Origin of the sequence: Paenibacillus xylanexedens (assembly GCF_017874615.1) — a bacterium.
Taxonomy (GTDB): domain Bacteria; phylum Bacillota; class Bacilli; order Paenibacillales; family Paenibacillaceae; genus Paenibacillus; species Paenibacillus xylanexedens.
Genome location: NZ_JAGIKV010000006.1, coordinates 193,697 through 217,402, shown reverse-complemented (window position 1 = coordinate 217,402; position 23,706 = coordinate 193,697). Strand labels below are relative to the sequence as shown.

At 45.0% G+C, this 23,706-nt stretch carries 24 protein-coding genes and 1 riboswitch; of the genes, 21 read left to right on the top strand and 3 right to left on the bottom strand.

What is annotated here, in order from left to right; genetic code table 11:
- The first annotated feature begins 1 nt into the window (after position 1).
- The 18 genes from J2Z28_RS10315 to J2Z28_RS31650 all read left to right on the top strand — a co-directional run bounded on the left by J2Z28_RS10315 (position 2) and on the right by J2Z28_RS31650 (position 18,576).
- Positions 2-1,051 carry an SAM-dependent methyltransferase gene (locus tag J2Z28_RS10315; protein WP_211082412.1) on the top strand — a complete coding sequence of 350 codons (1,050 nt, stop codon included), beginning with the start codon at positions 2-4 and terminating at the stop codon, positions 1,049-1,051.
- 227 nt (positions 1,052-1,278) lie between these two features.
- A complete protein-coding gene (locus J2Z28_RS10310) occupies positions 1,279-2,757 on the top strand; it encodes a serine/threonine protein kinase (protein WP_211082411.1) in 1,479 nt (492 codons plus the stop codon).
- Between the two features lie 26 nt (positions 2,758-2,783).
- On the top strand, positions 2,784-3,803 hold the full coding sequence (locus J2Z28_RS10305; RefSeq protein WP_211082410.1) for an SAF domain-containing protein: 1,020 nt from the start codon (positions 2,784-2,786) through the stop codon (positions 3,801-3,803).
- A 75-nt stretch (positions 3,804-3,878) separates the two neighbouring features.
- A complete protein-coding gene (locus tag J2Z28_RS10300) occupies positions 3,879-4,592 on the top strand; it encodes a hypothetical protein (RefSeq protein WP_211082409.1) in 714 nt (237 codons plus the stop codon).
- Positions 4,589-5,419, top strand: a complete 831-nt coding sequence (locus J2Z28_RS10295; protein WP_047843391.1) for a CpaE/TadZ family protein — start codon at positions 4,589-4,591, stop codon at positions 5,417-5,419. Before J2Z28_RS10300 ends, J2Z28_RS10295 begins: the two co-directional genes overlap by 4 nt.
- 7 nt (positions 5,420-5,426) lie before the next feature.
- Positions 5,427-7,253 (top strand): ATPase, T2SS/T4P/T4SS family, encoded by a 1,827-nt coding sequence (locus J2Z28_RS10290; RefSeq protein ID WP_211082408.1) that lies wholly within the window; start codon positions 5,427-5,429, stop codon positions 7,251-7,253.
- A complete protein-coding gene (locus J2Z28_RS10285) occupies positions 7,243-9,309 on the top strand; it encodes a hypothetical protein (RefSeq protein ID WP_211082407.1) in 2,067 nt (688 codons plus the stop codon). The genes J2Z28_RS10290 and J2Z28_RS10285 overlap by 11 nt, the downstream gene beginning before the upstream one ends.
- 62 nt (positions 9,310-9,371) lie before the next feature.
- Positions 9,372-9,857: a hypothetical protein gene (locus J2Z28_RS10280; RefSeq protein ID WP_017688056.1), complete on the top strand. Its 486-nt coding sequence runs from the start codon at positions 9,372-9,374 to the stop codon at positions 9,855-9,857.
- 16 nt (positions 9,858-9,873) lie between these two features.
- Positions 9,874-10,272, top strand: a complete 399-nt coding sequence (locus J2Z28_RS10275; protein WP_076250224.1) for a hypothetical protein — start codon at positions 9,874-9,876, stop codon at positions 10,270-10,272.
- Positions 10,269-10,820: a hypothetical protein gene (locus J2Z28_RS10270; RefSeq protein WP_211082406.1), complete on the top strand. Its 552-nt coding sequence runs from the start codon at positions 10,269-10,271 to the stop codon at positions 10,818-10,820. The genes J2Z28_RS10275 and J2Z28_RS10270 overlap by 4 nt, the downstream gene beginning before the upstream one ends.
- The gene (locus J2Z28_RS10265; RefSeq protein ID WP_211082405.1) at positions 10,807-11,790 is read left to right on the top strand and encodes a hypothetical protein; all 984 of its coding nucleotides are present in this window, start codon (positions 10,807-10,809) and stop codon (positions 11,788-11,790) included. Before J2Z28_RS10270 ends, J2Z28_RS10265 begins: the two co-directional genes overlap by 14 nt.
- 138 nt (positions 11,791-11,928) lie before the next feature.
- Positions 11,929-13,479 (top strand): ABC-F family ATP-binding cassette domain-containing protein, encoded by a 1,551-nt coding sequence (locus J2Z28_RS10260; protein ID WP_211082404.1) that lies wholly within the window; start codon positions 11,929-11,931, stop codon positions 13,477-13,479.
- Between the two features lie 74 nt (positions 13,480-13,553).
- Positions 13,554-13,663, top strand: a riboswitch (TPP riboswitch).
- A gap of 226 nt (positions 13,664-13,889) precedes the next feature.
- Positions 13,890-14,552: a thiamine phosphate synthase gene (locus J2Z28_RS10255; RefSeq protein WP_211082403.1), complete on the top strand. Its 663-nt coding sequence runs from the start codon at positions 13,890-13,892 to the stop codon at positions 14,550-14,552.
- 17 nt (positions 14,553-14,569) lie between these two features.
- Positions 14,570-15,736: a glycine oxidase ThiO gene (gene thiO / locus J2Z28_RS10250; protein WP_211082402.1), complete on the top strand. Its 1,167-nt coding sequence runs from the start codon at positions 14,570-14,572 to the stop codon at positions 15,734-15,736.
- Complete coding sequence (gene thiS, locus J2Z28_RS10245; protein ID WP_211082401.1) at positions 15,733-15,936, top strand: sulfur carrier protein ThiS; 204 nt, start codon at positions 15,733-15,735, stop codon at positions 15,934-15,936. Before thiO ends, thiS begins: the two co-directional genes overlap by 4 nt.
- A gap of 2 nt (positions 15,937-15,938) precedes the next feature.
- On the top strand, positions 15,939-16,706 hold the full coding sequence (locus J2Z28_RS10240; protein ID WP_076250623.1) for a thiazole synthase: 768 nt from the start codon (positions 15,939-15,941) through the stop codon (positions 16,704-16,706).
- On the top strand, positions 16,703-17,752 hold the full coding sequence (locus J2Z28_RS10235; RefSeq protein WP_211082400.1) for a ThiF family adenylyltransferase: 1,050 nt from the start codon (positions 16,703-16,705) through the stop codon (positions 17,750-17,752). Before J2Z28_RS10240 ends, J2Z28_RS10235 begins: the two co-directional genes overlap by 4 nt.
- Before the next feature lie 119 nt (positions 17,753-17,871).
- Positions 17,872-18,576 carry a winged helix-turn-helix domain-containing protein gene (locus tag J2Z28_RS31650; RefSeq protein ID WP_211082399.1) on the top strand — a complete coding sequence of 235 codons (705 nt, stop codon included), beginning with the start codon at positions 17,872-17,874 and terminating at the stop codon, positions 18,574-18,576.
- A 109-nt stretch (positions 18,577-18,685) separates the two neighbouring features.
- Here the strand turns inward: J2Z28_RS31650 and J2Z28_RS10225 are convergent, their stop codons facing one another.
- Together J2Z28_RS10225 and J2Z28_RS10220 are read right to left on the bottom strand one after the other, a co-directional pair.
- Positions 18,686-19,186 (bottom strand): C40 family peptidase, encoded by a 501-nt coding sequence (locus J2Z28_RS10225; RefSeq protein WP_211082398.1) that lies wholly within the window; start codon positions 19,184-19,186, stop codon positions 18,686-18,688.
- Positions 19,187-19,482: 296 nt separating this feature from the next.
- A complete protein-coding gene (locus J2Z28_RS10220) occupies positions 19,483-20,124 on the bottom strand; it encodes a thiamine diphosphokinase (protein WP_211082397.1) in 642 nt (213 codons plus the stop codon).
- Positions 20,125-20,306: 182 nt separating this feature from the next.
- On the opposite strand from J2Z28_RS10220, the gene J2Z28_RS10215 reads away from it, so the two are divergent.
- Together J2Z28_RS10215 and J2Z28_RS10210 are read left to right on the top strand one after the other, a co-directional pair.
- Entirely contained in the window at positions 20,307-21,008 is a 702-nt protein-coding gene (locus J2Z28_RS10215) for a trimeric intracellular cation channel family protein (protein WP_211082396.1), read from the top strand.
- Between the two features lies 1 nt (position 21,009).
- Positions 21,010-21,480 (top strand): low molecular weight protein-tyrosine-phosphatase, encoded by a 471-nt coding sequence (locus J2Z28_RS10210; protein ID WP_211082395.1) that lies wholly within the window; start codon positions 21,010-21,012, stop codon positions 21,478-21,480.
- A 165-nt stretch (positions 21,481-21,645) separates the two neighbouring features.
- On the opposite strand, the gene J2Z28_RS10205 is transcribed toward J2Z28_RS10210, so the two are convergent.
- A complete protein-coding gene (locus tag J2Z28_RS10205) occupies positions 21,646-22,380 on the bottom strand; it encodes an alpha/beta hydrolase (RefSeq protein WP_211082394.1) in 735 nt (244 codons plus the stop codon).
- Positions 22,381-22,636: 256 nt separating this feature from the next.
- Here J2Z28_RS10205 and pdhA point away from each other — a divergent pair, with 256 nt between their 5' ends.
- Positions 22,637-23,704, top strand: coding sequence for a pyruvate dehydrogenase (acetyl-transferring) E1 component subunit alpha (gene pdhA, locus J2Z28_RS10200; protein ID WP_017688072.1), 1,068 nt, complete (start codon positions 22,637-22,639; stop codon positions 23,702-23,704).
- Positions 23,705-23,706: the final 2 nt, after the last annotated feature.

Here is a 23,706-nt window from a genome sequence, read left to right as displayed (position 1 = left end):
TTTGAGTACACAATCGTCTTGGGAAGAAGGCAACTTCTCCCGTTTTATTTGCACAGCCAATCATGGCTTTGCCCCTTATGCACAGGAAGAATTACGCCGTACGTTTGGTGCGGTGAAGAGCACGGTACTCGTACCAGGAGAAATATTACTTGCGGGTCTGCCTGTAGCGGAGGAAGAAGTTGCAGATAAGCTGTGGGCAGAGTATCCAACGTTTTTACGTCATATTCAACCTGTTCAGTTTCAGGAGAATACAGAAGATTCGGAGCAGTCTATTGAAAAATTGATTGCATTTGTGTTGAATCATAAGGAATTGAACGGTGCCTCTGTCGTGCTACAGGTACGGAAGACAGAAGGGGCCTTTTGGCAAGAAAATGCAGCCTCATTGAAGCAACTGCTAACTGAAAAGCTGGATGAGCTAGGCTGTGAATGGGTTGTACGTGATGCTGAATATGTCATTTCTGTATTTGCTGCCAATGATATGTTGTATGCTGGCATATCCAGACCTGAACAGAACCTGTCAGACTGGAGCGGGGGAGCCGTACGTTTTCAAAAAGAAGACGGACAGATCTCGCGGGCCAAATTCAAATTGCTTGAAGCCGAGCAAACGTTTGGCATTGACTTTACTTCATTTCATAAAGCACTTGATATCGGTGCAGCACCAGGTGGATGGACCTCCTTCCTGCTTGAACGCGGGCTTGAAGTAACGGCGGTAGATCCGGCGAAGATGGATGCAACGCTGCTGGCATCACCAAAACTGACTTTTTTGAAGAAAAATGCAGGGGATGTACGCTTCCGCGAAGGAGAATTTGATCTGCTCGTATGTGATATGAGTTGGAGTCCGAAGCTGATGAGCCGACTTGTATCGGATCTTCTATATAGCCTTCAGCCTGGGGGAACAGCAATTGTTACCGTGAAGTTATTGCATAAAAAACCGCTCGCACTCATTAAGGATGTTATCGATACGTTTGAGCGTTCGCGTATGCAGATTCAACGTTCCAAGCAGTTGTTCCATAACAGGGAAGAGATTACACTCTATATGGTCAAATATTAAGAGATCTAGCCTTGATTAAAGCTGCTAAAGGTATTATGAAATTGATTAGATTAAGCTCATTAAATTTTGTGCTTTACAATCTATTCCTGCCTGTACTATAATGATACCAATATTAACCATAACAAACCTGAGGGAAAGCATCCCGAAGCGAACAAAACCGGATATCCGGTCTGTTCTTCTTCGGTGAAGCTTTCCCTTTTTTGTTGTGTATTGAAGGAGGAATTGATATGAGACATCCGGCCAGGCTGGAACGCGGAAGCCTGCTGGGAGGTAGATATCGTATCGTATCCATTCTGGGAACAGGCGGAATGAGCCATGTATACGAGGCGGAGGATCTGAAGTTGCCGGGCAAGATATGGGCAATTAAAGAAAGCGTAACGATTATGCCATATGAAGGCAGTATGGAGACGGAGGCCGCTCTTCTGACATCACTTCGCCATCCAAGATTGCCGCAAATTGTTGATTTTTTTGTCCCGGATGAAGATGGGTACACGTACCTGGTGATGGAATACATCGACGGGTTAACGCTCAGTGAGTATTTCAAGCAGTGTCGTGGGAAGATCCCGATGGAGCAGTTGACGGAGCTGATGCTTCAATTGCTCGATGTGTTGAGTTATCTGCATAATCTAAATCCACCTGTCATCTATAGGGATCTGAAACCATCAAATATCATGATCACCCCGGAACATGAAGTAAGATTAATCGATTTTGGCATCGCCAGAAGTTATAAACCGCAAAGTGCCGAAGATACCGTCAAGTTGGGAACAGCTGGCTTCGCCGCTCCAGAACAATATGGCTCGGGTCAGACCGACGCCCGTTCAGATCTATATGGACTCGGAGCATTGCTGCTGTATCTTATGACAAGTGGGGCCTATACGGAATGGATTCAGGGTGTGGAAAGCTCTATCCGGAGTGATGTTCCACGGACGTACATCCCTGTGGCAAGAAAACTGTTGAGATATAATGCCGAGGAGCGATTCCAATCTGCCGATGAGGTGCGGAAGGAACTGCTCCGAATACCTGGTGGAATAACGCCTGGTGGAGATGCAACCCTGACCTTGAATGGCGGAACAAGAGTTATTGCCTTGACTGGTGCTTCATCTGGTGTAGGGGTTACCCACACTGCTATAGCTATCAGTCATTATCTCGAAAGGCAAAACTTCAAAGTAGCTGTGATTGAAATGTTACCTCGCTCTCAATCCTTTGCAAGAATTCAACAAATCGCTCAAGCGGGTAAACCGGTGCCAACAGGCAGACAGTTTGCAGTGGATGGTGTGCATTATTGGAAACAATCCGGGCGAGCGGATATTTTGTCTTTGCTTGGGGGGAGTTATCAATTCATCGTGATGGATCTTGGTAGTGGTCAGGACCAGAACCGGCTGGAAGAATTCCTTCGTGCAGATCTGCCAATTGTTATAGGCTCTGGTGCTGAATGGAGACAGGCGGAGATTGGCGCTTTTGTTCGATCACATCATCGGTATCCACGAGAGAAATGGATATATTGTCTGCCCCTGGCAGCAAGTGAAGCAGTTCAGCGCATTCGTAAAGCTCTGGATACATCGAGTGTATATGGTCTGCCGTTACATATCGACCCTTTTGACAAGGACGCACAGATGGATAAAGTGTTTTCACATATTTTAATGCATATGATGGCACAACAACCCAAGAAACGTTCGTTTTTTTCACGAAGGAAAGTACATGATTAGAAGAGATTACGAAAGGAGAGCCTCTTTTGTCTAAATTAAGAAAACAAAGCCGTCAACTGATCTATGCCGGACTTATCGGAGCAGGAGCTGTAGGGTTGGTGTTCGGAGGATATGTTATTTACAATGTCAAAACGATGGGGGATGTCAGGTCAGCCGTAGAAGCCCGTTATTTATCGGCATATGAGGAAAAGGAAGCTGAATTAAAGCAACAATGGGATTCGGGAGCACAAGGATGGGTTACGATTCGGGATATTGAAGCAGGTGAACCGATATTACCGGAGGATCTGAAGCTCATTGCTGTTCCGGATGCACAAGCGCCACGAAATCTCTGGTCCAGTACCAAGCAGATGGAAGGCCAAGTGGCCAAAATAGAGTTGAAAAAAGGAACAGCCATAACCACTGAGATGGTATATGAGGATACACCGGCTCCGCCTGATTTAAGAAATCGAGAGCTGCAAGTTGTATTACTGCCGTCCTCACTCGTTAAGGGAGATATTATTGATGTTCGTATCCAATTCCCCACCGGACAGGACTATGTTCTTTTATCGAAGAAGAAAGTGGAACGACTCAATGCAGCTACCTTATGGATTACGATGACAGAGGAAGAGATTCTGTCACTCTCAAGTGCAATTGTAGATGCCTATTTACATAAAGCTTCAATCTATGCCTTAACCTATGTAGAACCACAGTTTCAGACACCTGCAATCGCAACGTATCCTGCCAATTCAGAAGTGTTAAAACTGCTGGAGAGTGATCCGAATATTGTTCGACGAGCCGAACAGGAGTTATCCAGACAGGTGAGAAGTTCGCTTGAAAGTTCACTGGCCGCCTCCGTGACAGCACCGTCAAAAGGGGTTGAACAGGATGTGGCACAATCCTCAGTTACCTATAACAGTCGTCCATCAGCGAATAATCCGGCAACGTCGGATGGAGTGATGTGGAATGATGGTTCAGGAAACGGAGCAGGAGCTAATTCTGGAAGCGTGAATGATCCTGCTGAAGCTTTACAAACAGAACAACAGAGCTTGCTAACGGGTGGAGAATAGAGCGAAATCCGAGGCTTATTTTAGAATAATTCAGATAACAGAGAGTTTGAGAAAAAGAAAGGAGTTGTAACATCTATGCATACATGGATCTTTGCGGGTTTATGTGAGAAGAATGATCTGATGTTGTATCTTTGCAAGATATTGGCTTCGACAGGCAACAAGGTCTTGCTCGTAGATGGAACCTTACAACAGAAGTATGGGTACGGTGTAGGAGACAGTCAGCAGTCTTTGCGAATTACGGAATTTGAAGGATTTGATATCGCTTGTCATTTTGTCACTTCAGCAGCTGTAGAGAATCATCTTGAAGTAAATGGAGAGCAATTGGACAGTTATGACTATGTGTTATATGACATGGAGACCTCACATTTTGCATCACGTAATCTCTGGCTAAACGCTGATGTAAGAGTCTGGGTGAGTGATTATGAGCGTTACAATCTGGAACGTGGCAAGGGTTGGTTGAATCGTTTGCTTGAAGAACAGTCATTGCCTAATGAGCTGTCATTTCAGCGGCTCTTAATTAACGGGGTTGACTGCAAGCTTGAAGCTCGTTATCTGTGGGCGTATCTGGAGGGCAGTCCGTTTGTGTGGACAGGAGAATCCTTAGTGCTTCCGTGGGATGAATTAACAGCTGCAGTTAAGCTTGAGAATGAGCATCATCGCCGAGTTCATCTTGGACCTCTGTCACGAAATTACAAAAAATCGTTGTGTCGCGTGGTCGAGCAGTTAACAGGTTGGGAAAGTGTTCGTAGTCGCCGTGCGATGAAAGAAGCAGAGAGGATGAGAGCATGAGCACCATTACCTTTTGGAGCCCTTTTGCAGGAACAGGTTGCACTTCAAGCACATTAATTAGTGCTTATGCGATGGCACTTCACTACAGGACAAGAGTGTTACTTGTTAATGCAGGCCTTGCAGGAACTGGCACAGAAGCTGCTCTACCATCCAAAGATACGGATTCAGCGGATTTTATGTTCTCCTTTGAAGAGGGTGGCTGGGATGCGATTGAACGGCTGCATTCGAGTGGCAGTCTGAATAAGCACAATCTTAGGGATTATACCAAGCCACTTCTGAAGGAAAGACTTGATTTCCTAACCGGAAGAATTGATGAGATGGAACGTTCCCCGCAGGAACATGGTGAGACAGTGAAAAAGCTGCTAAATGTAGCTAACGAGTATTATGATCTGGTTCTTCTGGATGCGGATCATGCTGGTGTCGATTCACAGCTCAAGCTGCAACAGGCGGACTATGTTGTAATTAATCTCGATCAAAATATGCGAAATCTGGAGTTGTTCTTTGAAGAGATCCTGCCAGAACGAATGAACAATAAGAATATACATGTTGTCATTAACAAATACGATTTGCATTCCCGTGCAACGCTTTCCAATATTAAGCGACAGTTCAGATATAAAGGCACGATATCTGCGATACCGTACACAACCGGATACCTGGATGCAATGAATCGGCGAGATGTCGCTAGATACTTGCAGTTGGAAAGTTTGACTGAGGATAAGGACATTCGTAAAGGGAGTTTTGCTGCAAGCATGAGCGAACTCGCTCGCCTGATTATGGACGGTGCAGGTATGCGCACAGTTCTGAAGAGGCTGGAAAGGGGAGCCTGAACCTCCGATGCTCTGGAATACCATATGGATAAGTTTGATTTTGATTCTGTGCCTGACTTATATCTGGTTCAAGTATAGAACGTTTCTTCGTGAAAAGAATGCTCGTGTTCCTGAACAGGAATCATTCACGATTGACATGTTGATTGAGAAGGTGAAGAACTCACTTCATGAGCTTAGTCATAGTCAGCTCGCGGATGCGGGTCTGCATGAAGAAGAATATCGTCGAAGAATTAATCAGCGTGCCGAGATGAGAAAAGCACTGAAGGGCTGTGTCTCAGGCAGTATCAGCGACAAAACGTATGTCAAAAATCTGATAGGGGATCTCCTGACCCGAAGCATAGGGCTGAACAAATCAAATGTAGATGAAGTTATTTTGTTTGCAGAACCAGATTTGCTGACGATCCAGGACCGATTCGAAATTGTGTTTTATCTGTACCGACAGCAATTCGGTGTGGATGCACTCTCCCGAATGATTGATACCTACGATCTTGGCAGACTGAGAATGGAGGAAGGTACGGACGATGGAGGAAGTTATTATATCTCTGAGGAGGATATTCAGTATGTTTTCGAGTGCGAGTATCGAGAGCTTGGATTCAGAGAAAAGACGGATATCATCGTGCAACGTATCTACCAACATTATAAAGGATTCTCGGTTGTTGATGAGATAAGGGACCAGCGTATTGACGGCGTTAGTGGTGGTGTTAGCGGTATGCTTGATGCTGTTCATAATATGGGACTTCGAAAACCGGCATCGTGGAATGATTTGCTGGATCAAGGACTGGAGGATGATGCACATGAAGAACCGCTTAGCGGCATGGAAAGTGTCTGGATTTTCTATAAAGGTAAGTCCATTCATCTACCCTTTCTGTCCTTCGGCAGTATTCGTGAACTGAAAAGGGTATGCCAGAATATATACAAATACAATTATCCCGGACAGTTGTCGGAAGCAAGTGGATACAAGGTGAACGAGATGAAAGACGGCTCCCGTGTCGTTGTTGTTAGACCTCCTTTTGCAGAATCATGGGCGTTCTTCGTCCGAAAGTTCGATATTCCGAATGCTTCACTTGAACAGTTGGTTACGGGTAACAACGCAGATCTGCCAATCACATTGCTTCAATACCTGATGAAAGGAAGCCGGATTACAGCTGTAACCGGGGCCCAAGGTTCTGGTAAAACGACGTTGCTTATGGCTATGGTCAAACACATCTATGCATCGTACACCCTTCGGGTGCAGGAGATGGCGTTTGAACTTCAATTAAGACGGATCTATAGCCGACGTAATATTTTGAGTTTCCGAGAGACCGAACACATTTCAGGTCAACAAGGGCTTGATTTGCAGAAAAAAACGGATGGTACCGTCAATATTCTCGGTGAGGTTGCGAGTGATGAGGTGGCCGCATGGATGATTCAAATGTCTCAGGTTGCCAGTCTGTTCACCCTGTTTACCCACCATGCCAAAACGTTTCGTGATCTGGTCTTCTCCCTCCGTAATTCCTTGCTCAAGACAGGTATGTTCCAGCATGAGCATATTGCTGAGGAGCAGGTTGTGAGTGTAATCAACTTCGATGTTCATATGAAGAAAGATGCTGAGGGACGAAGATATATCGAACGAATTACGGAGTGTCTTCCTCGTGCGAATCAAGGTGATAGCGTGGAAGAGAGGGCAGGATTTACATTTCATAATGTTGTGGAGTACAGAGATGGAGCGTATGTTGCAACAGCTCCAATCTCCTCTGGAAGCATGGTGGATATGCGAGAACAGATGACATTAAAGGATGCCGAGAAGTTTGAACAGTTTATGAAGCAACACTGGGGTGATCAGCATGACAATTAAATGGATTCTGCTTCTCGTATTAAGTATTTGTGCAGGAGGGCTGCTGATCACACTTCTGGTTTTAAGTATGTTACGTCACAGAGGAGGTGGTTTAACAAGTCAATCCGGCGTTATTCTTGCTCCTAGCGGAAAGGGATTCAAGGGACTGGGATCAATCTTGTTGCAATCCTACCGCCTTGGAATGAAGGTCCCACTGTTATCAGCCTATATTCTACAGGTGCAGAAACGTATTTCATTCCGCCATGTTGGGGATGAACCTTCACTTCGCAGGCTGACGATGACAGTGGTTCTGATTATTCTTGGAGGTTATGGAGGCATTAGTGTCATTCTGTTTTTTCTGCAGCCAGGTATCGCTTTTGTAATACTGTCCGTGCTCTGTGCTGTGGTGCTAAACAGTCTGGTATTGGATATGTGTCTCAGTCGTATGGAGAAAAGGTTGCTGGTTCAGATGTTGGATCTCTTTGCAGATGTAAGGCATAGGTATCATCAGCATGGCATGGTTGAGGAAGCGCTCTATGAAGCCGCTGAAGCAGGTACAGGAGAAGCAGCAGAACAGGTAAGACTGATCTACGAAGCTCTAACTTCTCCAGATCCGAATGAAGCACTTGAGCGTTATTATGAAGTGGCTCCCAACCGTTTTCTCAAAGGATTCGCCGGCGTTTCCTATATGGTCATGGAGTTTGGGGATAAGGACAGAGCACAAGGCTCTATTTATCTTAAAGGACTGGGTAACCTGACTCAGGAGATTCATCTGGAGATTTTGCGGCGTGATAAATTGGATTACCTGCTCAAAGGACTTAATATCATCGCGCTAGCTCCGGTATTGTTCACCGCTCCAATCGAACGCTGGGCCAGAGTCAGTTTCCCAACGATGGATGAATTTTATCGCAGCAAAATCGGTTTTGTTACCAAAATATCGATCTATGTCATCATTATCCTTGCTTATTTGCTTCTGCAAAGGCTCCAGCAATACGATGAGACACGTTACCGGTCAGGGCATAAGCATTCATGGTTGGATCAGTTTCTGTACAGGCAGACCTTCATACGGAAATTGGCGATGTTGTTTGCAGCAAAACCTGGCAGTGCACAGTACAGTCAAACGATACGGCTCATGAGGGAGAGCAGCTCAGAGTTGAAATACGAATGGCTTGCCATTCGTCGAGTGATGTTATTCGCAGGTTGTTTGGTCCTTACGATGGGTTGCATCTTGCTGTTGCACCAGGTTGAACGTAACCACATCTTGCATGATCCAATCCGCGATGATCGAATGTTTGGTGCAATGGCTGAAGCGGATCTCAGGAAAGCTGAGGAAAAAACAGCGTTGGATCAATCCGTGTTGGAAAGTGTAGAAATGAACCGAGGAGCTACATACGAAGAAGTCTCCAAGGCGTTACAGCAGTTATCTCCAGTTCAGTTAGACCATGATACCCAGAATGAGACCATCACGCGCATTATGCAGAAACTTGAGGTGTATAACAAGCAATATGTACGCTGGTGGGAAATGATTATAGCCATTCTCATGGGTGCAGCGGGGTACTTCATGCCCGTATGGCTCATGTTATTTCAGCGGAAAATGCGAAGGTTGGATATGCGACATGAAATCTATCAATTCCAGACGGTGATTTCCATTTTGCGTGAGATGGACCGGATGTCAGTCGAGGAGATATTGGAGTGGCTTAATCGATTTGCCGTCATTTTCAAGCGCCCGCTGCAAAAATGTTTGTTGCATTTTGAACATGGACCAGAGCTTGCACTTGAACAATTAAAGGAAGAGGCGGGCTTGCCCGAGTTCCAGCGACTGGTTGATAAATTACAGCTTGCCCTTGGCAAAATCTCAATACGTGAAGCCTTCGATGATCTCGAGAGCATGATGGCATTTTATTTTGAACAACGCAAGCAGGAGTACAGCAAAATGATAGATGTCAAAGCATCATGGGGGAGAACCATTGGATTTACACCTATGTATGCCCTTATCTTTTTGTATCTGGTTATTCCATTGGTCGGTATGAGTTTCTTGCAGATGAACATTTATTATGATCAAATTCAGAAACTGTAGCACAATTCATCTGTGTGACAGTCTGAAATAGTTTAATAACTTATAACTTGGGAGGATTTATCATGAACAATGCATCAAGCGCTTTAAAGGTGGCAGCAGGGATATTCTTAACAATAGCTTTAATCACAATTGTAGTTCTGTTGTTTATTTCGGCTCAGGAGGCAACCAAGACGGCCCAGAACAATTTTGCTGATATCCAGACCGAGTTGTCTCAGGCCGCATTTACGGTGTATGACGGAACAACCATCAGTGGATCTCAGGTAACCAACGCACTACGTAAATATGCGGACAAGGAACAGTTTGGTATTAAAGTGATTACGGGTAAAAATGTAGCTGGTCAATGGTACGGTAATCAGTTGAATATTTCTCAGGATCTCAATAATGCGGATTATGGCTCTGTTATTGGACCTGAAGATAAGGTAGGTATTATTAATCAGACCATGAGTGAAAAAGACAATCAATATGTCAATCCAAGTGGTAAATTCAAAGCGATTATCGTGAAAGACCGTTCTAACGTGGTAAGAGGGCTGATCTTCCAGCAATCCTGACAGGAGTTGGTTTAACATGTCCAGGAATACACAGCATCTCATGTTGTTTTGTACGGCGGTTGTCCTTTTTGTGACAGCCTGCCTGTACGGGCAACAGAATGTTAAGATTTTATCAGCGGCCTTGAACGACAGAGTACAGACAACAGCAGGCATGGAAGGTCGGCTGACAACAACACTGCGTACCACTAATCCGTATCAGTATAATGGTGCGGAAGTGTTGCATACCGTGAGACAGATGACAGGCACAGGCATCCCTGTGGAGGTAGATGGGACTTCGTATGTGATCGATCCACTTGTCAGCAAAACAGCGACGATTCCTGTCCAGCTCGATGCCACCTACAGACCAGAGTTTATTCGAAATGAAACTGGAGAACTGCTCAAGATTGTTTTTTGGAAGGAGGCCAGTGTTAATTGATTAATGCCGCATCCAAGATGCTTGCCGTATTGCTCGCAGTCCTTTTGCTCTATGTGTACCCAGCTGCTGAAACAGCCGATCGGCAGGATGATATAGCACGTATGACGGCTGTTCAGAATGTAACACGTTTTGTTGATGCTGTCCGAACGAAAGGATATATTTCACCTCGAATGTTGGCTGAGTTTGAGGAGCAACTGGCCCAGACGGGCAATGTGTATGAGGTGTCGATGGAACATTTACATAAGAAATATGTACCTCACTATACAGACCCGATGGACAATAACAGTTTTAACGGGACCTATGAGGTAGTGCAGGATGGATATTATGCAGCTCAGATTCGAGAAAGACTATTCCCATCCTCAGGTGTGATACCGGTTGATGATCCTGGCCGAAGATATACGTTGACGACAGGGGATTTTTTCACGGTGACTCTCCAAAATACAAATCGTACACCTTCCATGCTCATTCGTGAATGGTTGAGTGGTACGGCTCAAGCTTCAGCAGTATTTGTAACATACGGAGGTATGGTCCTCAATGAAGATTACTGAGCTATCCATTGTATTTGTGCTGATCTTCTTCCCGCTCTTCTGGACCATCTCACTCCATACCCAAGATGCCGAAGAGGCTCAATATCTTGGTCATCAATACAGATCTGCACTTCAAACTGCAGTCATGGATGCAGGTGCAGTGATGCATCAGAATGAGAAACAAAATGATGAAGCAGGTTATGATTCAACCAAGTTTGTTAAAGCCGATAAGGAGCTTGCCTTGTTGACATTTACGCAGACGATGGCTTTGAATATGGGGATTCAGGATGATCCCGCAGCTATTCGAAACATGTTTAATTACATTCCTGCCGTGGTTATTCTGGATTATGATGGCTATTATATGTTGTCCACAGAAACAGAGATGACAGGTAACCGTGAAGATTCTTTCAGGCAAGTGTGGAGCCCCAAGAAACCTTATACATATTTAGATTCTAATGGTAACAGTATTAACTTTACACTGGACGACTACGTATATGCCTATGACGCAAACGCAGGGAAATGGATTGAAGGATTTCAAAAAGAACTGGCTTCAAGCACACAGATTCCTTTACTTCAGAATACCAGCGTATTTGAACAAGTTAGACAAAGCCGGATTGTGACTGCTGTACAGGATGATCTGGCTGATGTGATTAACCGCCATAATGAGTTTGCCAGAAAGAACGGTATTTCTTATACGTTTACGATGCCCCTGATTGCGCAGGAAGATTGGTACAACTCCATTAACGATACAGGGATTATGGCCTTTATCCAAGGTATAGGTGTGGGTGACCAAAAGATCAACAATTATGCGATCGGTGGAGGCAGACTTGTGAAGAAAACGGCCATCGTAGGTGGGGTAGATCCTTTAACGGGTATCAAGTACTACTATCCCTCCACATGTGGTAATGGTTACCGTGCTGAAGAGGTGTTTACAGACGCAAAACAAGCAGCTGCACAAGGCTATTTCGAATATAAATGCTCTAATCGTTAGGGTAGCCTGTATGACAAAATCATGTAAGAGGTTCATGAACTGTTTACATTACTTTCAGAAAAGACGGAACCTGTGCTAGAATAGGGTTTCGGAACAATAACAAAAGTAATGTCTAATAGATAGGAGCAACCTCATCTTATGAGTTTATTGTCAGTAGAGAACGTAAGTCACAATTTTGGAGATCGCACGTTATTTAAAAATGTATCGTTTCGTTTACTTGCCGGAGAGCGCGTAGGACTTGTTGGTGCCAATGGTGTGGGCAAATCCACACTAATGAACATCCTTACCGGTAAATTGCTTAAAGATAGTGGAAAAGTGGAATGGACACCTAAGGTTCGTTATGGATATCTGGATCAGCACACGAAGCTTACCCCAGGCAAAACTATTCGTGACGTTCTTAAGGATGCCTTCCTTCCGTTGCTTGAATTAGAAAAAGAAATGATGAATATTACGGACCAGATGGCAGATGCAGATCCAGATAAGCTGGAACAGTTGCTGGAAGAGATGGGCGATATTCAGGAACAACTGGAGCAGGGCGACTTCTATCTGATTGACGTAAAAGTGGAAGAGATGGCCAATGGTCTTGGTTTGTCCGCAATTGGTCTTGATCGGGATGTCGCAGCTCTAAGTGGTGGACAACGTACCAAGGTGCTTCTTGCCAAGCTTCTGCTCGAGAAACCTACAGCTCTTTTACTGGATGAGCCGACCAACTATCTGGATGTAGAGCACATTGAATGGTTGTCACGTTACCTGAAGGACTACCCGCACGCATTTCTTCTAATCTCTCATGACACGGAATTTATGAATGAAGTCGTAAATGTCATTTATCATTTGGAGTTTGCCAAATTAACGCGATATGCAGCGAACTATAACAAGTTCCTGGAGATGGCCGATATGAATAAAGCTCAGCATATTGATGCGTACGAGAAGCAGCAAGAGTACATCAAGAAGCAGGAAGATTTCATTCAGCGTAACAAGGCACGTGCTTCAACTTCAGGTCGAGCGAAGAGCCGGGAGAAGCAGCTGGATAAGATTGATCGAATTGATCGTCCAGATGAAGCGGCCAAACCAACGTTCAAATTCAAGGATGCCCGTGCGAGCAGTAAAACGGTCTTTGAGGGTATTGATTTTGAAATTGGATATACGTATCCTTTGCTACCTAAAATGACAATGACGATTGAACGTGGTGAGAAAATTGCCATCGTAGGCTGTAATGGTGTGGGCAAATCGACACTGCTGAAGACGATCTTGGGAAGAATATCTCCACTCAGTGGAAAAACCTTTTTGGGAGATTATCTCGAAACGGCATATTTTGAGCAGGAAGTTCGTGCTGGGAATATCACGCCGATTGAGGATGTCTGGAATGAGTTTTCACATTTGACCCAGAATGAAGTCAGGGGTCATCTCGCTCGCTGTGGGTTGAAAAATGAGCACATTACCCGTCCGCTTAACATGCTGAGTGGTGGAGAGCAAGCCAAGGTTCGTTTATGCAAACTCTTGATGCGTGAAAGCAACTGGATTCTATTCGATGAGCCGACGAACCATCTGGATGTAACGGCCAAAGCTGAGTTGCAGCGTGCGTTGCAAGAATTCAAGGGAACAGTGATACTTGTATCTCATGAACCTGATTTCTACGAGGGTTGGGTCACCAAAACATGGAATGTCGAAGAATGGTCTGAGAAAAACTAGACGATTCAAGCAACGTTCAGCAGAAATGAACGGTGACAAAAAAATCCGTCTATGGTAATATGGCTACAACTTCATATGAACACTAGGGGGGCCGCACGATGCGGCTGAGATGGAAGAATGCGATTCCGGACCCTTTGCACCTGATCTGGATCATACCAGCGTAGGGAAGTGGCGCGCGCGTTTCAGTGAATGACGTGAGCAAACGGCAATTCGAAAGGATTTCAACCGTCTGCTTAACGAATTGAAACATGCAGTTGTGTGTATAACGTTATGGATATAAGTTCCATAGCTGTATTGCACGAAATGAACTGTATGTATCAGTCAGTCATCTGGTCCTATAATTAATACGCAGCCACTCCCCTACGGGAGTGGCTTTTTTGTGTTTTCATAGCATTCACACATGGAAGGGGATGAACAGTACGGTAATTTCTCATGAACGTGTACACGAATCATTTGAATTGCATGTTGTATCTACGGGTGCAGGGGATCAAGCATCTTTTGTAAAAGCTGCAAAGGACGTTTGGCCATGGGTGGACTATATTCACATACGAGAAAAACAACTCACATGGCAAGACAAGATAGGTTGGGCTGAAAGTCTGCGTCGCATTGGCGTTCCATCTTGTCGCATCGTTATCAATGGTTCAGAGCTGCCTTCACAGAATGACATCTATGGCGGTGTACATTGGGGGAAAGATGCGATACGTAACTATAACCCTGCTGTTATAAGCAATGTGCAGCGACTTCGTCTGGGTGTATCTGTTCATTCAATCGATGAGGCAAAAATCGCTGAAGAACGGGGAGCCGATTACCTTTTCTTCGGGCATGTCTACTCAACCAACAGTAAGCCTGATCTTGAACCAAGAGGATTATATGCTCTGGCTGAAGTGTGCTCTGGTGTCTCCATTCCTGTCATGGCGATTGGGGGCATCGAACCGGGAAACATTCACGCTATTCGCTCTGCAGGCGCACAGGGAGTCGCTGTGATTTCGAATGTATGGGCGAGCGATTCCCCGGATCGGGCGGCTGCATTATTAAGGCAGGCTATCGTTGATACAGAAAGTCTGAGCCGCTGAATCAAGGAGATGAGAGGATGAAAAAGATCATTACTGATAGACCGGATAAGATTCATGCAGAAACGATTATTGTAGGTGGAGGCGTTGTTGGATGTGCCATTGCGTATGAGCTTGCTTCCCGTGGACAGGATGTACTGCTGGTAGATCGTTCGGCGATTGCAGGAGGGACTTCTTGCGCAGCTGCTGGAATGCTGGCGGCAGACAGTGAGGATTTTGCTCATCCTTTGATGGCTAAGCTTGCCAGGCAGAGCAGGCAGTTACTTCATGAGCAACAGGTACTAATGGCTACCCTCAGTGATGTAGAGGTTGGTCTGCAACGCCATGGATTCCTAACCCCTTTTCGTTCATACAGTGAATTAAGCAGCTATAAGAATAATCGGAAGTCTGCGTTGTCTGCTGATGAGGTGTGGTGGGATCGTTCCGTTGTGCAACAGGAGGCACCATGGCTTAACAGAGATACGTATGGAGCCTACTACAGACCTTACGAGAGTGAGATTCTTCCAGTCCATCTAACGAAGGCATATGCTGAATCCGCTCAAGTATTGGGAGCACGTGTTATGGAGGACATACAGGATATACGTGTGCAAGCAAACGAACACGGCGTGCAGGGGATCACCACATCGATCGGCGAGATGAGATGCAAACATGTCATTATAGCGGCTGGATTACAGAGTGAAGAGTTGATGAGACATGTGAATCTGAGCTTGCCTGTGTGGTCGGTAAAAGGTGAAATAGCCGCCGTTCAGTTCGCAGATGAACATGCAGGGTACAGACCTGACAGAACGGTGTATGCAGAGGATATCTATATTGTTCCCAAAGCCAATGGCGAAGTTTGGCTCGGGGCAACCAGTCTGCCAGGCAGAACGGATCTGAACGTTTCTGTACAGGGTGTTCAGAAGCTATTAACAGCGGCTACCCACTGGGTGCCTGGGATGAAAGAAGCACAATTTTTACGAGCGTGGGCAGGCGTAAGACCGGCAACTCCCGATGGACTGCCTTATATAGGTGCTTGCAAGAGTATACCCGGGTTGTTCGCCGCCTTTGGACATTACCGCAACGGTATCTTGCTTAGTGCGATAACAGGCAGGCTTATCGCTGAGTTGCTCGCTGGCAAAAGCTCAGAAGAACTCGGAATTGAGGCGCTGAGCCCTGAGCGATTGAACAGAAAAGGAGTGGTGCAGTGAATATCATCGTTAATGGTCAACGGATGGAGATTGAAGACAGATTGAATCGTGTGGATAAATTACTCCAATCTTTTGATTTGCAAGTCATGACTGTAGTTGTAGAGCTGAACAAGCATATTTTAACCCGTGAGTATCATGAGTCAACGGCGTTAAGAGAAGGCGACCGAATTGAGATTGTACATTTTGTAGGAGGCGGTTGATGATGTTGAACATTGGTAAATATACGTTTGAGTCCAGATTGTTGCTCGGAACAGGCAAGTTTTCGGATCTGGAAGTGCAAAGTCAGGCTGTGGAAGCATCTGAAACGGAAGTTTTAACCTTTGCTGTTCGTCGTCTGAATCTGGAGGAACGTAATCAGAAGCATTTCCTGGATACGTTGGATCTGGACAAATACACACTTCTTCCGAATACGGCAGGGGCTTCCACTGCGGAAGAGGCGGTGCGGATTGCCGAGCTTGCGCGGGCTTCAGGACTTTGTGATATGATAAAAGTCGAAGTCATCGGAGATGGGATGACGTTACTCCCAGATCCGATTGAAACGTACAAGGCTTGCGAAATTTTGCTTGAAAAGGGCTTCACGGTATTGCCTTATATTTCAGATGATGTCATTCTGGCCAAAAGGCTACAATTACTTGGCGTACATGCTGTAATGCCTGGCGCTTCTCCCATCGGAGCTGGCAGAGGTATCATCAATCCCTATAACCTTGAGATCATCATTGAGCAGGCCGTTGTACCTGTAATTGTGGATGCAGGATTGCGCTCCCCAAAAGATGCTGCTTATGCGATGGAACTTGGTGCCGATGGCGTATTGTTAAATACAGCCGTATCCGGATCAGGAGATCCAGTGAGCATGGCTAAAGCGATGCGATTGGGGGTAGAAGCGGGTAGATTGGCATATGAGGCAGGCATGATTCCCGTAAAGCGTTATGCAGCAGCCAGTAGTCCGGTGGAAGGAATGGTTCATACATGACAGATCAATTAACATCTTCCGAGCAGGCCGATCGTTATTCCAGACAGGAACGCTACGCGCCGCTGGGCAAGGAAGGCCAGGCCAGATTAAAGGGCAGCAGAGTTTTAATCGTTGGCGCTGGCGCACTGGGAACAGGAATCGCAGAAACGTTAGTTCGTTCAGGGGTCGGGCACATAACGATTGTGGATCGTGATTATGTGGAGTGGAGTAACCTGCAGCGACAGCAATTATATGTAGAGCAGGACGCGATAGAGCGGATGCCGAAGGCGATGGCAGCGGAAAAACGTTTATCTGCCATTAATTCCACGGTTCATGTGGAAGGGAAGGTATTGGATGTCAGAGTAGATGAATTGGAAGAACTCGTTCAGCGTACAGACTTGATCATGGATGCAACGGATAACTTTGATACCCGACTACTCATGAATGATATGGCACAGAAGCACCGCATTCCCTGGATTTATGGTGGATGCGTAGGTAGTTACGGCATCACCTATACGTTTATGCCCGGAGATACGCCATGTTTAAATTGTTTGCTGGGTGAAGTCCCTTTGGGTGGAGATACCTGTGATACGTCTGGCATCATACCTCAAGCGGTACAGATGGTAACGGCGAATCAGACAGCAGAAGCGATGAAGTTACTTAGCGGCAATGCAAATGCATTGAGACGTAAGTTATTGTCATTTGACGTGTGGAGGAACGAATACATATCCATCAATGTGGATGGTGCGAAAAAGAAAGACTGTCCTTCTTGCGGTACTTCGGCAACGTATCCATATCTTTCTGCGTCCAATCTGGAGAAAACTGATGTGTTGTGTGGCAGGGACACCGTTCAGATCCGACCTGCACGGCGCATGAATCTGGATCTTCAACATACAGCGGATCGCCTGAACAGGCTTCAAGAAGGAAAAGTGGAATCCAATCCGTTTCTGGTTTCTTTTACAACAGGAGTCCATAGAATGGTCATTTTCCAAGATGGACGTGTCCTCGTACACGGAACAAAAGACACAGCTGAAGCACGTACGCTCGTCCATCGCTACTTTGGTTAAAGCAAGAAAGAAGCAAAGTCTGTTCCCTTGAGGGAATGGACTTTTTCATTTTACGGCATGCTATCTGTACCAACCATTGCTGCGAGCAGTGGGGATAGAGACAGGCCGGGTGAAAAAGAGTGAAAACAGCCATTTTGCTGATTGGAGCAGGAGAGCAGGTCAGCCTTATTCAGGACGTATTATGTGCCGAAGGATATGAGGTTCAACGAAAAGAGTGGTCTGAGCTAAACCAATCCGACGAGAATTGGTTATCACACTTCAACCTGATCATTCTGGTAGACCGAGAAGAGGGAGAGGCACATTGGAGCCAAGATCAGAAAATAGAGCTGAAACAACGGATGGATGAAGGTCAGGTTATACCTCTACTGGTTATTACTTCAAATGCATCTCCTCAGTTCATCGTGGAATGGCTGGATTACGGAGCTAATGACGTGATGGAGGAACCTATCCACATGACCGTAATGCTTGCCAGAATAAGAAACTTATTGCGTGTTTTTGCGAATGCAACACCAGAGGGGGAGGAAGTAATTGTAGTTCATGATCTTAAAGTGAATTTGCGTTCAAGGCGGGTAAATCGTGCGGGTGAATACCTGACATTAACGCCAAAAGAGTACGAATTGCTGGAATTTTTGGCCCTGCATGTGAATGAAGCATGTACCAGAAGTGATATTTTGCGGGAGGTATGGAGATATGAGTATGCGATGGATACCAACGTTGTGGATGTGTACATCAAACATCTGCGGGTTAAGGTGGATAAGGGAAGAAGTGTGAAACTGATTCATACTGTGCGTGGGATCGGTTACATGCTTCATGATAAAAATTAGATTTTCACCGCATTCCATGAATCACCAGTTTAAAGTGTGGCAAAAAGAGGGTAAAAATAAAAGACCGGATAGTAACCTCCGGTCCTTACTGATTAGCTATGATGTGATTCTAAAGCACACGACGAGCTTTAACATACGTTTTCTTCCAAGTACCAGAGTCCAGATCAGAGAGGGTTACGCCTGGAGATCCGTACGTATGCAGAATCTTACCATTTCCCGCATAAACGCCTACGTGAGTGACATTGGAACCGGTAGAACGGCTACCGCTGGAGAAGAACACCAGGTCACCAACACGCAGATTTGCTTTGGATACAGCTGTACCTTCTTTGGATTGGCTCACGGAAGTGCGCGGCAAGTCTACACCATACTTTTTGAAAATATATTTCATAAAAGAAGAGCAGTCAAAAACTTTGGTTGTTGATGTTGAAGCACCAAATTCATATGGAGTTCCAGTAAATTGTTTACCATAGTTAACAATCTGTTGACCTGTAGACACAGATGCGGTTGCTGCCTGTGCAACAGGGGCGTTAGTCATTAATACAGCTCCAAAACCTAGTGTAGCGCACAACCCGACGGTTACGGCCTTTTGGACAAAGATGTTTGTTTTCATATTAGTTAGTACCTCCAAAATTCGTTTTCGTTAAGTTGCTAGAGCGAGTATAACAGCTTTGTAACAGCCTAGAAATTGGATAGGGGAGTGTAATCCCTTGCGCCACAATGGTTTGGGTATGTTTATTAAAATATGATTAAAAATGTCAAAAAATTAATCATTGACGGATGAAGAATAATGATGAAACAACAAAGACCCTTGAATATCAAGGGTCTTTGTTATGTGTGAACCTATTTTCTTAACGAAATCACTGGTTACAAAAACGTAATAAATAACTATGAAGCACGCGAATAGATTCAATCTTTGCTCTGAATAATCAGTAATAAGCCGCTATCGATAGTGACTGTACCGGAGGAGCCTAAGAGCTGGTTACTTACACCCAAGGATTGTCCCATGCGTATGGTGGCTTGATCTAGCGGATACATAAAACCATCTAGAGTTATTCCTGTAACTTCATGAGTCAAGGGGAGCAGAGAAACATATTTATAGTCACGGTGCTCAACCACAGCTTTGGATGTGGTCAGTGTCATGTAATTGTGCTTGTCCTGAATGGCACAGGAGATATGATGCTGCATCGCGCGAACCATGATATGTACATTGGCGAGTGTGTGATCCATACGTGTACCTGTAGCACCTAACATTAAGATGTGAGATGGTTCGTAATCTAGCGCTGTCTCAAAAGCCATTTCTGTATCAGTAAGATCCTTATGAACAGGGTCACATGCAATGAAACGAATGCTATTGTTGCTTACAATGATACGTTCTTCTTCAGTAATGGAGTCGAAGTCTCCAACTGCAATGTGAGGCTGAATGCCGTGTTCAATTAAAAATAATGCACCGCGATCGGCCGCGATGATCATATCATCTTCTCGTATTTCCTGAAGTAATTCTATAGATAAGTTTCCGCCTGTAAAAATAACAATCCGTTTCGTCGTCATTTTATTTCATCCTTCCTAATTCAGAGAAAAATAGTTCATAGTCCAAATATAATGTTGGAACCTGTACAAATATATTCACCAAACCAGTATAATCCACAAAATGTGGTTGCACAATTTCAGTGCTCGCGGATACAATGGGTAGAGCGACATGGAGATGACTTGAAAAGTGAGGTTTGAACAGGTTGGACTTACACATTTTTGAAGTATTCAGCATTATAGGCACTATCGCATTTGCAATGTCCGGTGCTTTCGTGGCAATGGAAGAGGAGTATGACATTCTGGGTGTACTAGTGCTTGGACTTGTCACGGCATTCGGAGGCGGGATTATCCGGAATGTACTTATAGGGATACCTGTAACGACACTATGGAGTCAGGGATCACTTATTATGTTAGCCTTGGTATCTGTAGCGATTGCGTTTATATTACCTCTCAAGTGGATTAGTCACTGGAAGCGGACAGAGGCGTTGTTTGATGCAATCGGACTCGCAGCATTTGCAATTCAAGGGGCGCTGTACGCGGCGAACATGGGACATCCCATTAGCGCAGTTATCGTTGCAGCAGTAATGACCGGTATTGGTGGAGGCGTTATTCGTGATGTGCTTGCTGGACGTAAACCGCTTGTATTGCGTGACGAAATCTATGCTGTATGGGCAATGACAGCCGGTTTTGTTATAGGTATGGGTTGGTTAACAACGAATGCTGGATTATTATTTTGTTTCGCGGCCGTTGTGTTCTTCCGGATGTGTTCTGTACATTATAAATGGAAACTGCCTCGTCGTTCGCTCGTGCCATCTGAGACCGGAAAGGTCAGTCCTCAGCCGGAGAGCATTGTGACACAGCCAACATCGTCGGTACTTCAAGGTACGTTAAGCAAAGGGGATTAATATGATTAATGTTTTGTTTGTATGTCTGGGCAATATATGTAGATCACCAATGGCTGAAGCCGTTTTGCGTCACAAAGTCCTGGAGAAGGGGCTTGAACACCAGATTCGTGTGGACTCAGCGGGTACAGGGGACTGGCATGTTGGTAAACCTCCGCATGAAGGGACTCGAAAATTGCTGGATTCGTACCAGATTTCTTATGCCAACATGGCAGCAAGACAATTCGCCAGCGAAGACTTTACTCAATTTGATTACATTGTGTGTATGGACAATTCCAATGCAGATAATGTGCGCAACGTTCCAGGCGGAGCTGAGGCGGAAATCATCAAGTTCATGGACATGCTTCCGGATGAGAAGCTTAGAGAAGTACCAGACCCGTATCACACAGGTAATTTTGAAGAGGTGTACGAGTTGGTAAATGCAGGTTGCGATGTTTTGTTGAGAAAGATTGAAGCGGAACATTCCTTAGCCTAAAAAGGAAACGAAATTCATGCTTATTTTGTAATTCGACAAAGAAGCAGGATCAGAGCACTTAAAGCAAGCAGGATATCCTGCTTCTTTTTCAGGTTACAATTGTAAGCGGGATCATTAAAATGAAAAAAAATAGCGGCATTTCAGCCGCCTGTTAAAGTGGTCCTTTTATCTTTCCTGGAGAAAATAAAGTAATGCTTCGGGCAATTCCTTCTGCCAAAAACCCCATTGGTGTTTTCCGTCTTTCTCCTGGTAGGAGACGAGGGCACCACGTTTTTCCAGCAATTCTCGAGTATCCCGGTTTAATTGAACAAAATTATACGTACCCGTGTCTGCCTCGAAATCAGTCTCCTGCAAACCAACGATCATCCAGATCGAGAGCCAAGAGAGATCTTCAGTTGCGGCATAGATTTCCTGTGAAGCAGAGTAGAAGGCGCCAGACAGGCTGATCACACGTGTGAACAGATCCGGATATAACAGAGCAAGATGAAGCGAAACACTGCCACCAAGCGAGTCTCCGGCAAGAATGCGTTCCTGCGGAGAAGGACGTACAGGATATTTCTCTTCTATATAGGGAATAATCTCTTCAGCGAAGCAAGCGGTATATGCCTTGAAACGATCTCCGAATGGAGCATATTCCTGCGTTCTCACAGACACATCGACCTGAACCCCTACAATAATGAAGGGTTCGGCTCCTTCGTCCAGAATAATTTGGTTAGCTGTTGTGGCAATTCGTCCGAAATTAAAAAACTCTTCGCCATCCTGACAATAAACGACAGGGTAGCTAAGCAATTCGTTATAGCCAGGAGGAAGGTAAATACGGAGCGTTCGCTTCTCTCCGAGATAGCGACTTTCAATCTCTTCCTTCACAATCGTGCGTTTCAAATAGCGGGAATCCGTCATAAAACGTCACCTTTCTCGGTTAATTTTTTGCATTCGACCGTGCAATACGGTAAGATTACCCTTGTGCGGGGTTAGGTCAAACACGCAATCATGTATTATGCTGTTATACCAATATTAAGCCCCTGTTATACATACAATCCGGCAGGAAACATAAAAAAATTACGGATTTCTTTGACGTATGGAGTGAAACAGGTGTATAATAATATTATAACAGCGGAACTTGATATTCAAATTTTTTGTTGAGGTGAAGAAAAAAATGAGCAAGGTTCCTTATGAAGTGTATACAGAGGATGTAGAAGCTCTGTCCGTGCTGTCTCCTGACGGCGAAATTGTTAACAAAGACATGATGCCTACACTTTCCGATGATCAATTAAAAGAAATTATGTACCGCATGGTATTTACCCGTACTTGGGATGACCGTGCAGTAAACCTGGGCCGTCAAGGTCGTCTTGGTTTCTATGCTCCAGTATCTGGTCAAGAAGCGACAATGGTTGGTAGTGAATTTGCAATTGAAAAAGAAGACTTTGTATGTCCTGGCTATCGTGACATTCCGCAACTCGTATGGCACGGACTTCCTCTTTATCAAGCATTCTTGTACTCCCGTGGACACCAACATGGTGGACAAATTCCAGATGGCGTTAATGTCTTGATGCCACAAATCATCATTGGTGCACAAATTCTGCATGCAATGGGTATCGCTATGGGTTACAAATTGAAGAAACAAAAACAAGTTGTTATCACGTATACAGGTGATGGCGGTTCTTCTGAAGGTGACTTCTATGAAGGTCTGAACTACGCTGGTGTATACAAACTGCCTGTTATCTTCTTTGTACAAAACAATGGTTATGCCATCACTACTCCTTTTGCTAAACAAACTGCAGCTCTTTCCATCGCTCACAAAGCGGTAGCGGCAGGTATCAAAGGTGTTAAAGTTGACGGTATGGACATCTTCGCTGTTATCAAAGCTGTTCAGGAAGCTGCTGAGCGTGGACGTAACGGAGAAGGCGCAACATTGATCGAAGCAGTAACTTACCGTTTCCGTCCTCACTCCCTTTCGGATGATGCTTCCAAGTATCGTACAAAAGAAGAAGAGGCAGAATGGTCTGCTAAAGATCCTATCGCACGTTTCGCTAAATATCTGGAGAAAAAAGGTCTTTGGACTGAAGAAGATACAGCACGTGTGAAAGAAGAAGCAAAAGCTAAAGTAAATGAAGAGATCAAAAAAGCGGAAAAAACCGAGAAAATGACGATTTCAGGCTTGATCGACAGCATGTTCGAACAAACGCCTAAGCACTTGGAAGAGCAAAAAGCTGATTTCCAATAAGT

Coding starts and splice junctions, on each gene's coding strand:
- J2Z28_RS10310 (WP_211082411.1), top strand. CDS start 1,279: ATGAGACATCCGGCCAGGCTGGAACGCGGAAGCCTGCTGGGAGGTAGA.
- J2Z28_RS10300 (WP_211082409.1), top strand. CDS start 3,879: ATGCATACATGGATCTTTGCGGGTTTATGTGAGAAGAATGATCTGATG.
- J2Z28_RS10295 (WP_047843391.1), top strand. CDS start 4,589: ATGAGCACCATTACCTTTTGGAGCCCTTTTGCAGGAACAGGTTGCACT.
- J2Z28_RS10290 (WP_211082408.1), top strand. CDS start 5,427: ATGCTCTGGAATACCATATGGATAAGTTTGATTTTGATTCTGTGCCTG.
- J2Z28_RS10285 (WP_211082407.1), top strand. CDS start 7,243: ATGACAATTAAATGGATTCTGCTTCTCGTATTAAGTATTTGTGCAGGA.
- J2Z28_RS10280 (WP_017688056.1), top strand. CDS start 9,372: ATGAACAATGCATCAAGCGCTTTAAAGGTGGCAGCAGGGATATTCTTA.
- J2Z28_RS10275 (WP_076250224.1), top strand. CDS start 9,874: ATGTCCAGGAATACACAGCATCTCATGTTGTTTTGTACGGCGGTTGTC.
- J2Z28_RS10265 (WP_211082405.1), top strand. CDS start 10,807: ATGAAGATTACTGAGCTATCCATTGTATTTGTGCTGATCTTCTTCCCG.
- J2Z28_RS10260 (WP_211082404.1), top strand. CDS start 11,929: ATGAGTTTATTGTCAGTAGAGAACGTAAGTCACAATTTTGGAGATCGC.
- J2Z28_RS10255 (WP_211082403.1), top strand. CDS start 13,890: ATGAACAGTACGGTAATTTCTCATGAACGTGTACACGAATCATTTGAA.
- thiO (WP_211082402.1), top strand. CDS start 14,570: ATGAAAAAGATCATTACTGATAGACCGGATAAGATTCATGCAGAAACG.
- J2Z28_RS10240 (WP_076250623.1), top strand. CDS start 15,939: ATGTTGAACATTGGTAAATATACGTTTGAGTCCAGATTGTTGCTCGGA.
- J2Z28_RS10235 (WP_211082400.1), top strand. CDS start 16,703: ATGACAGATCAATTAACATCTTCCGAGCAGGCCGATCGTTATTCCAGA.
- J2Z28_RS10225 (WP_211082398.1), bottom strand. CDS start 19,186: ATGAAAACAAACATCTTTGTCCAAAAGGCCGTAACCGTCGGGTTGTGC.
- J2Z28_RS10220 (WP_211082397.1), bottom strand. CDS start 20,124: ATGACGACGAAACGGATTGTTATTTTTACAGGCGGAAACTTATCTATA.
- J2Z28_RS10210 (WP_211082395.1), top strand. CDS start 21,010: ATGATTAATGTTTTGTTTGTATGTCTGGGCAATATATGTAGATCACCA.
- J2Z28_RS10205 (WP_211082394.1), bottom strand. CDS start 22,380: ATGACGGATTCCCGCTATTTGAAACGCACGATTGTGAAGGAAGAGATT.
- pdhA (WP_017688072.1), top strand. CDS start 22,637: ATGAGCAAGGTTCCTTATGAAGTGTATACAGAGGATGTAGAAGCTCTG.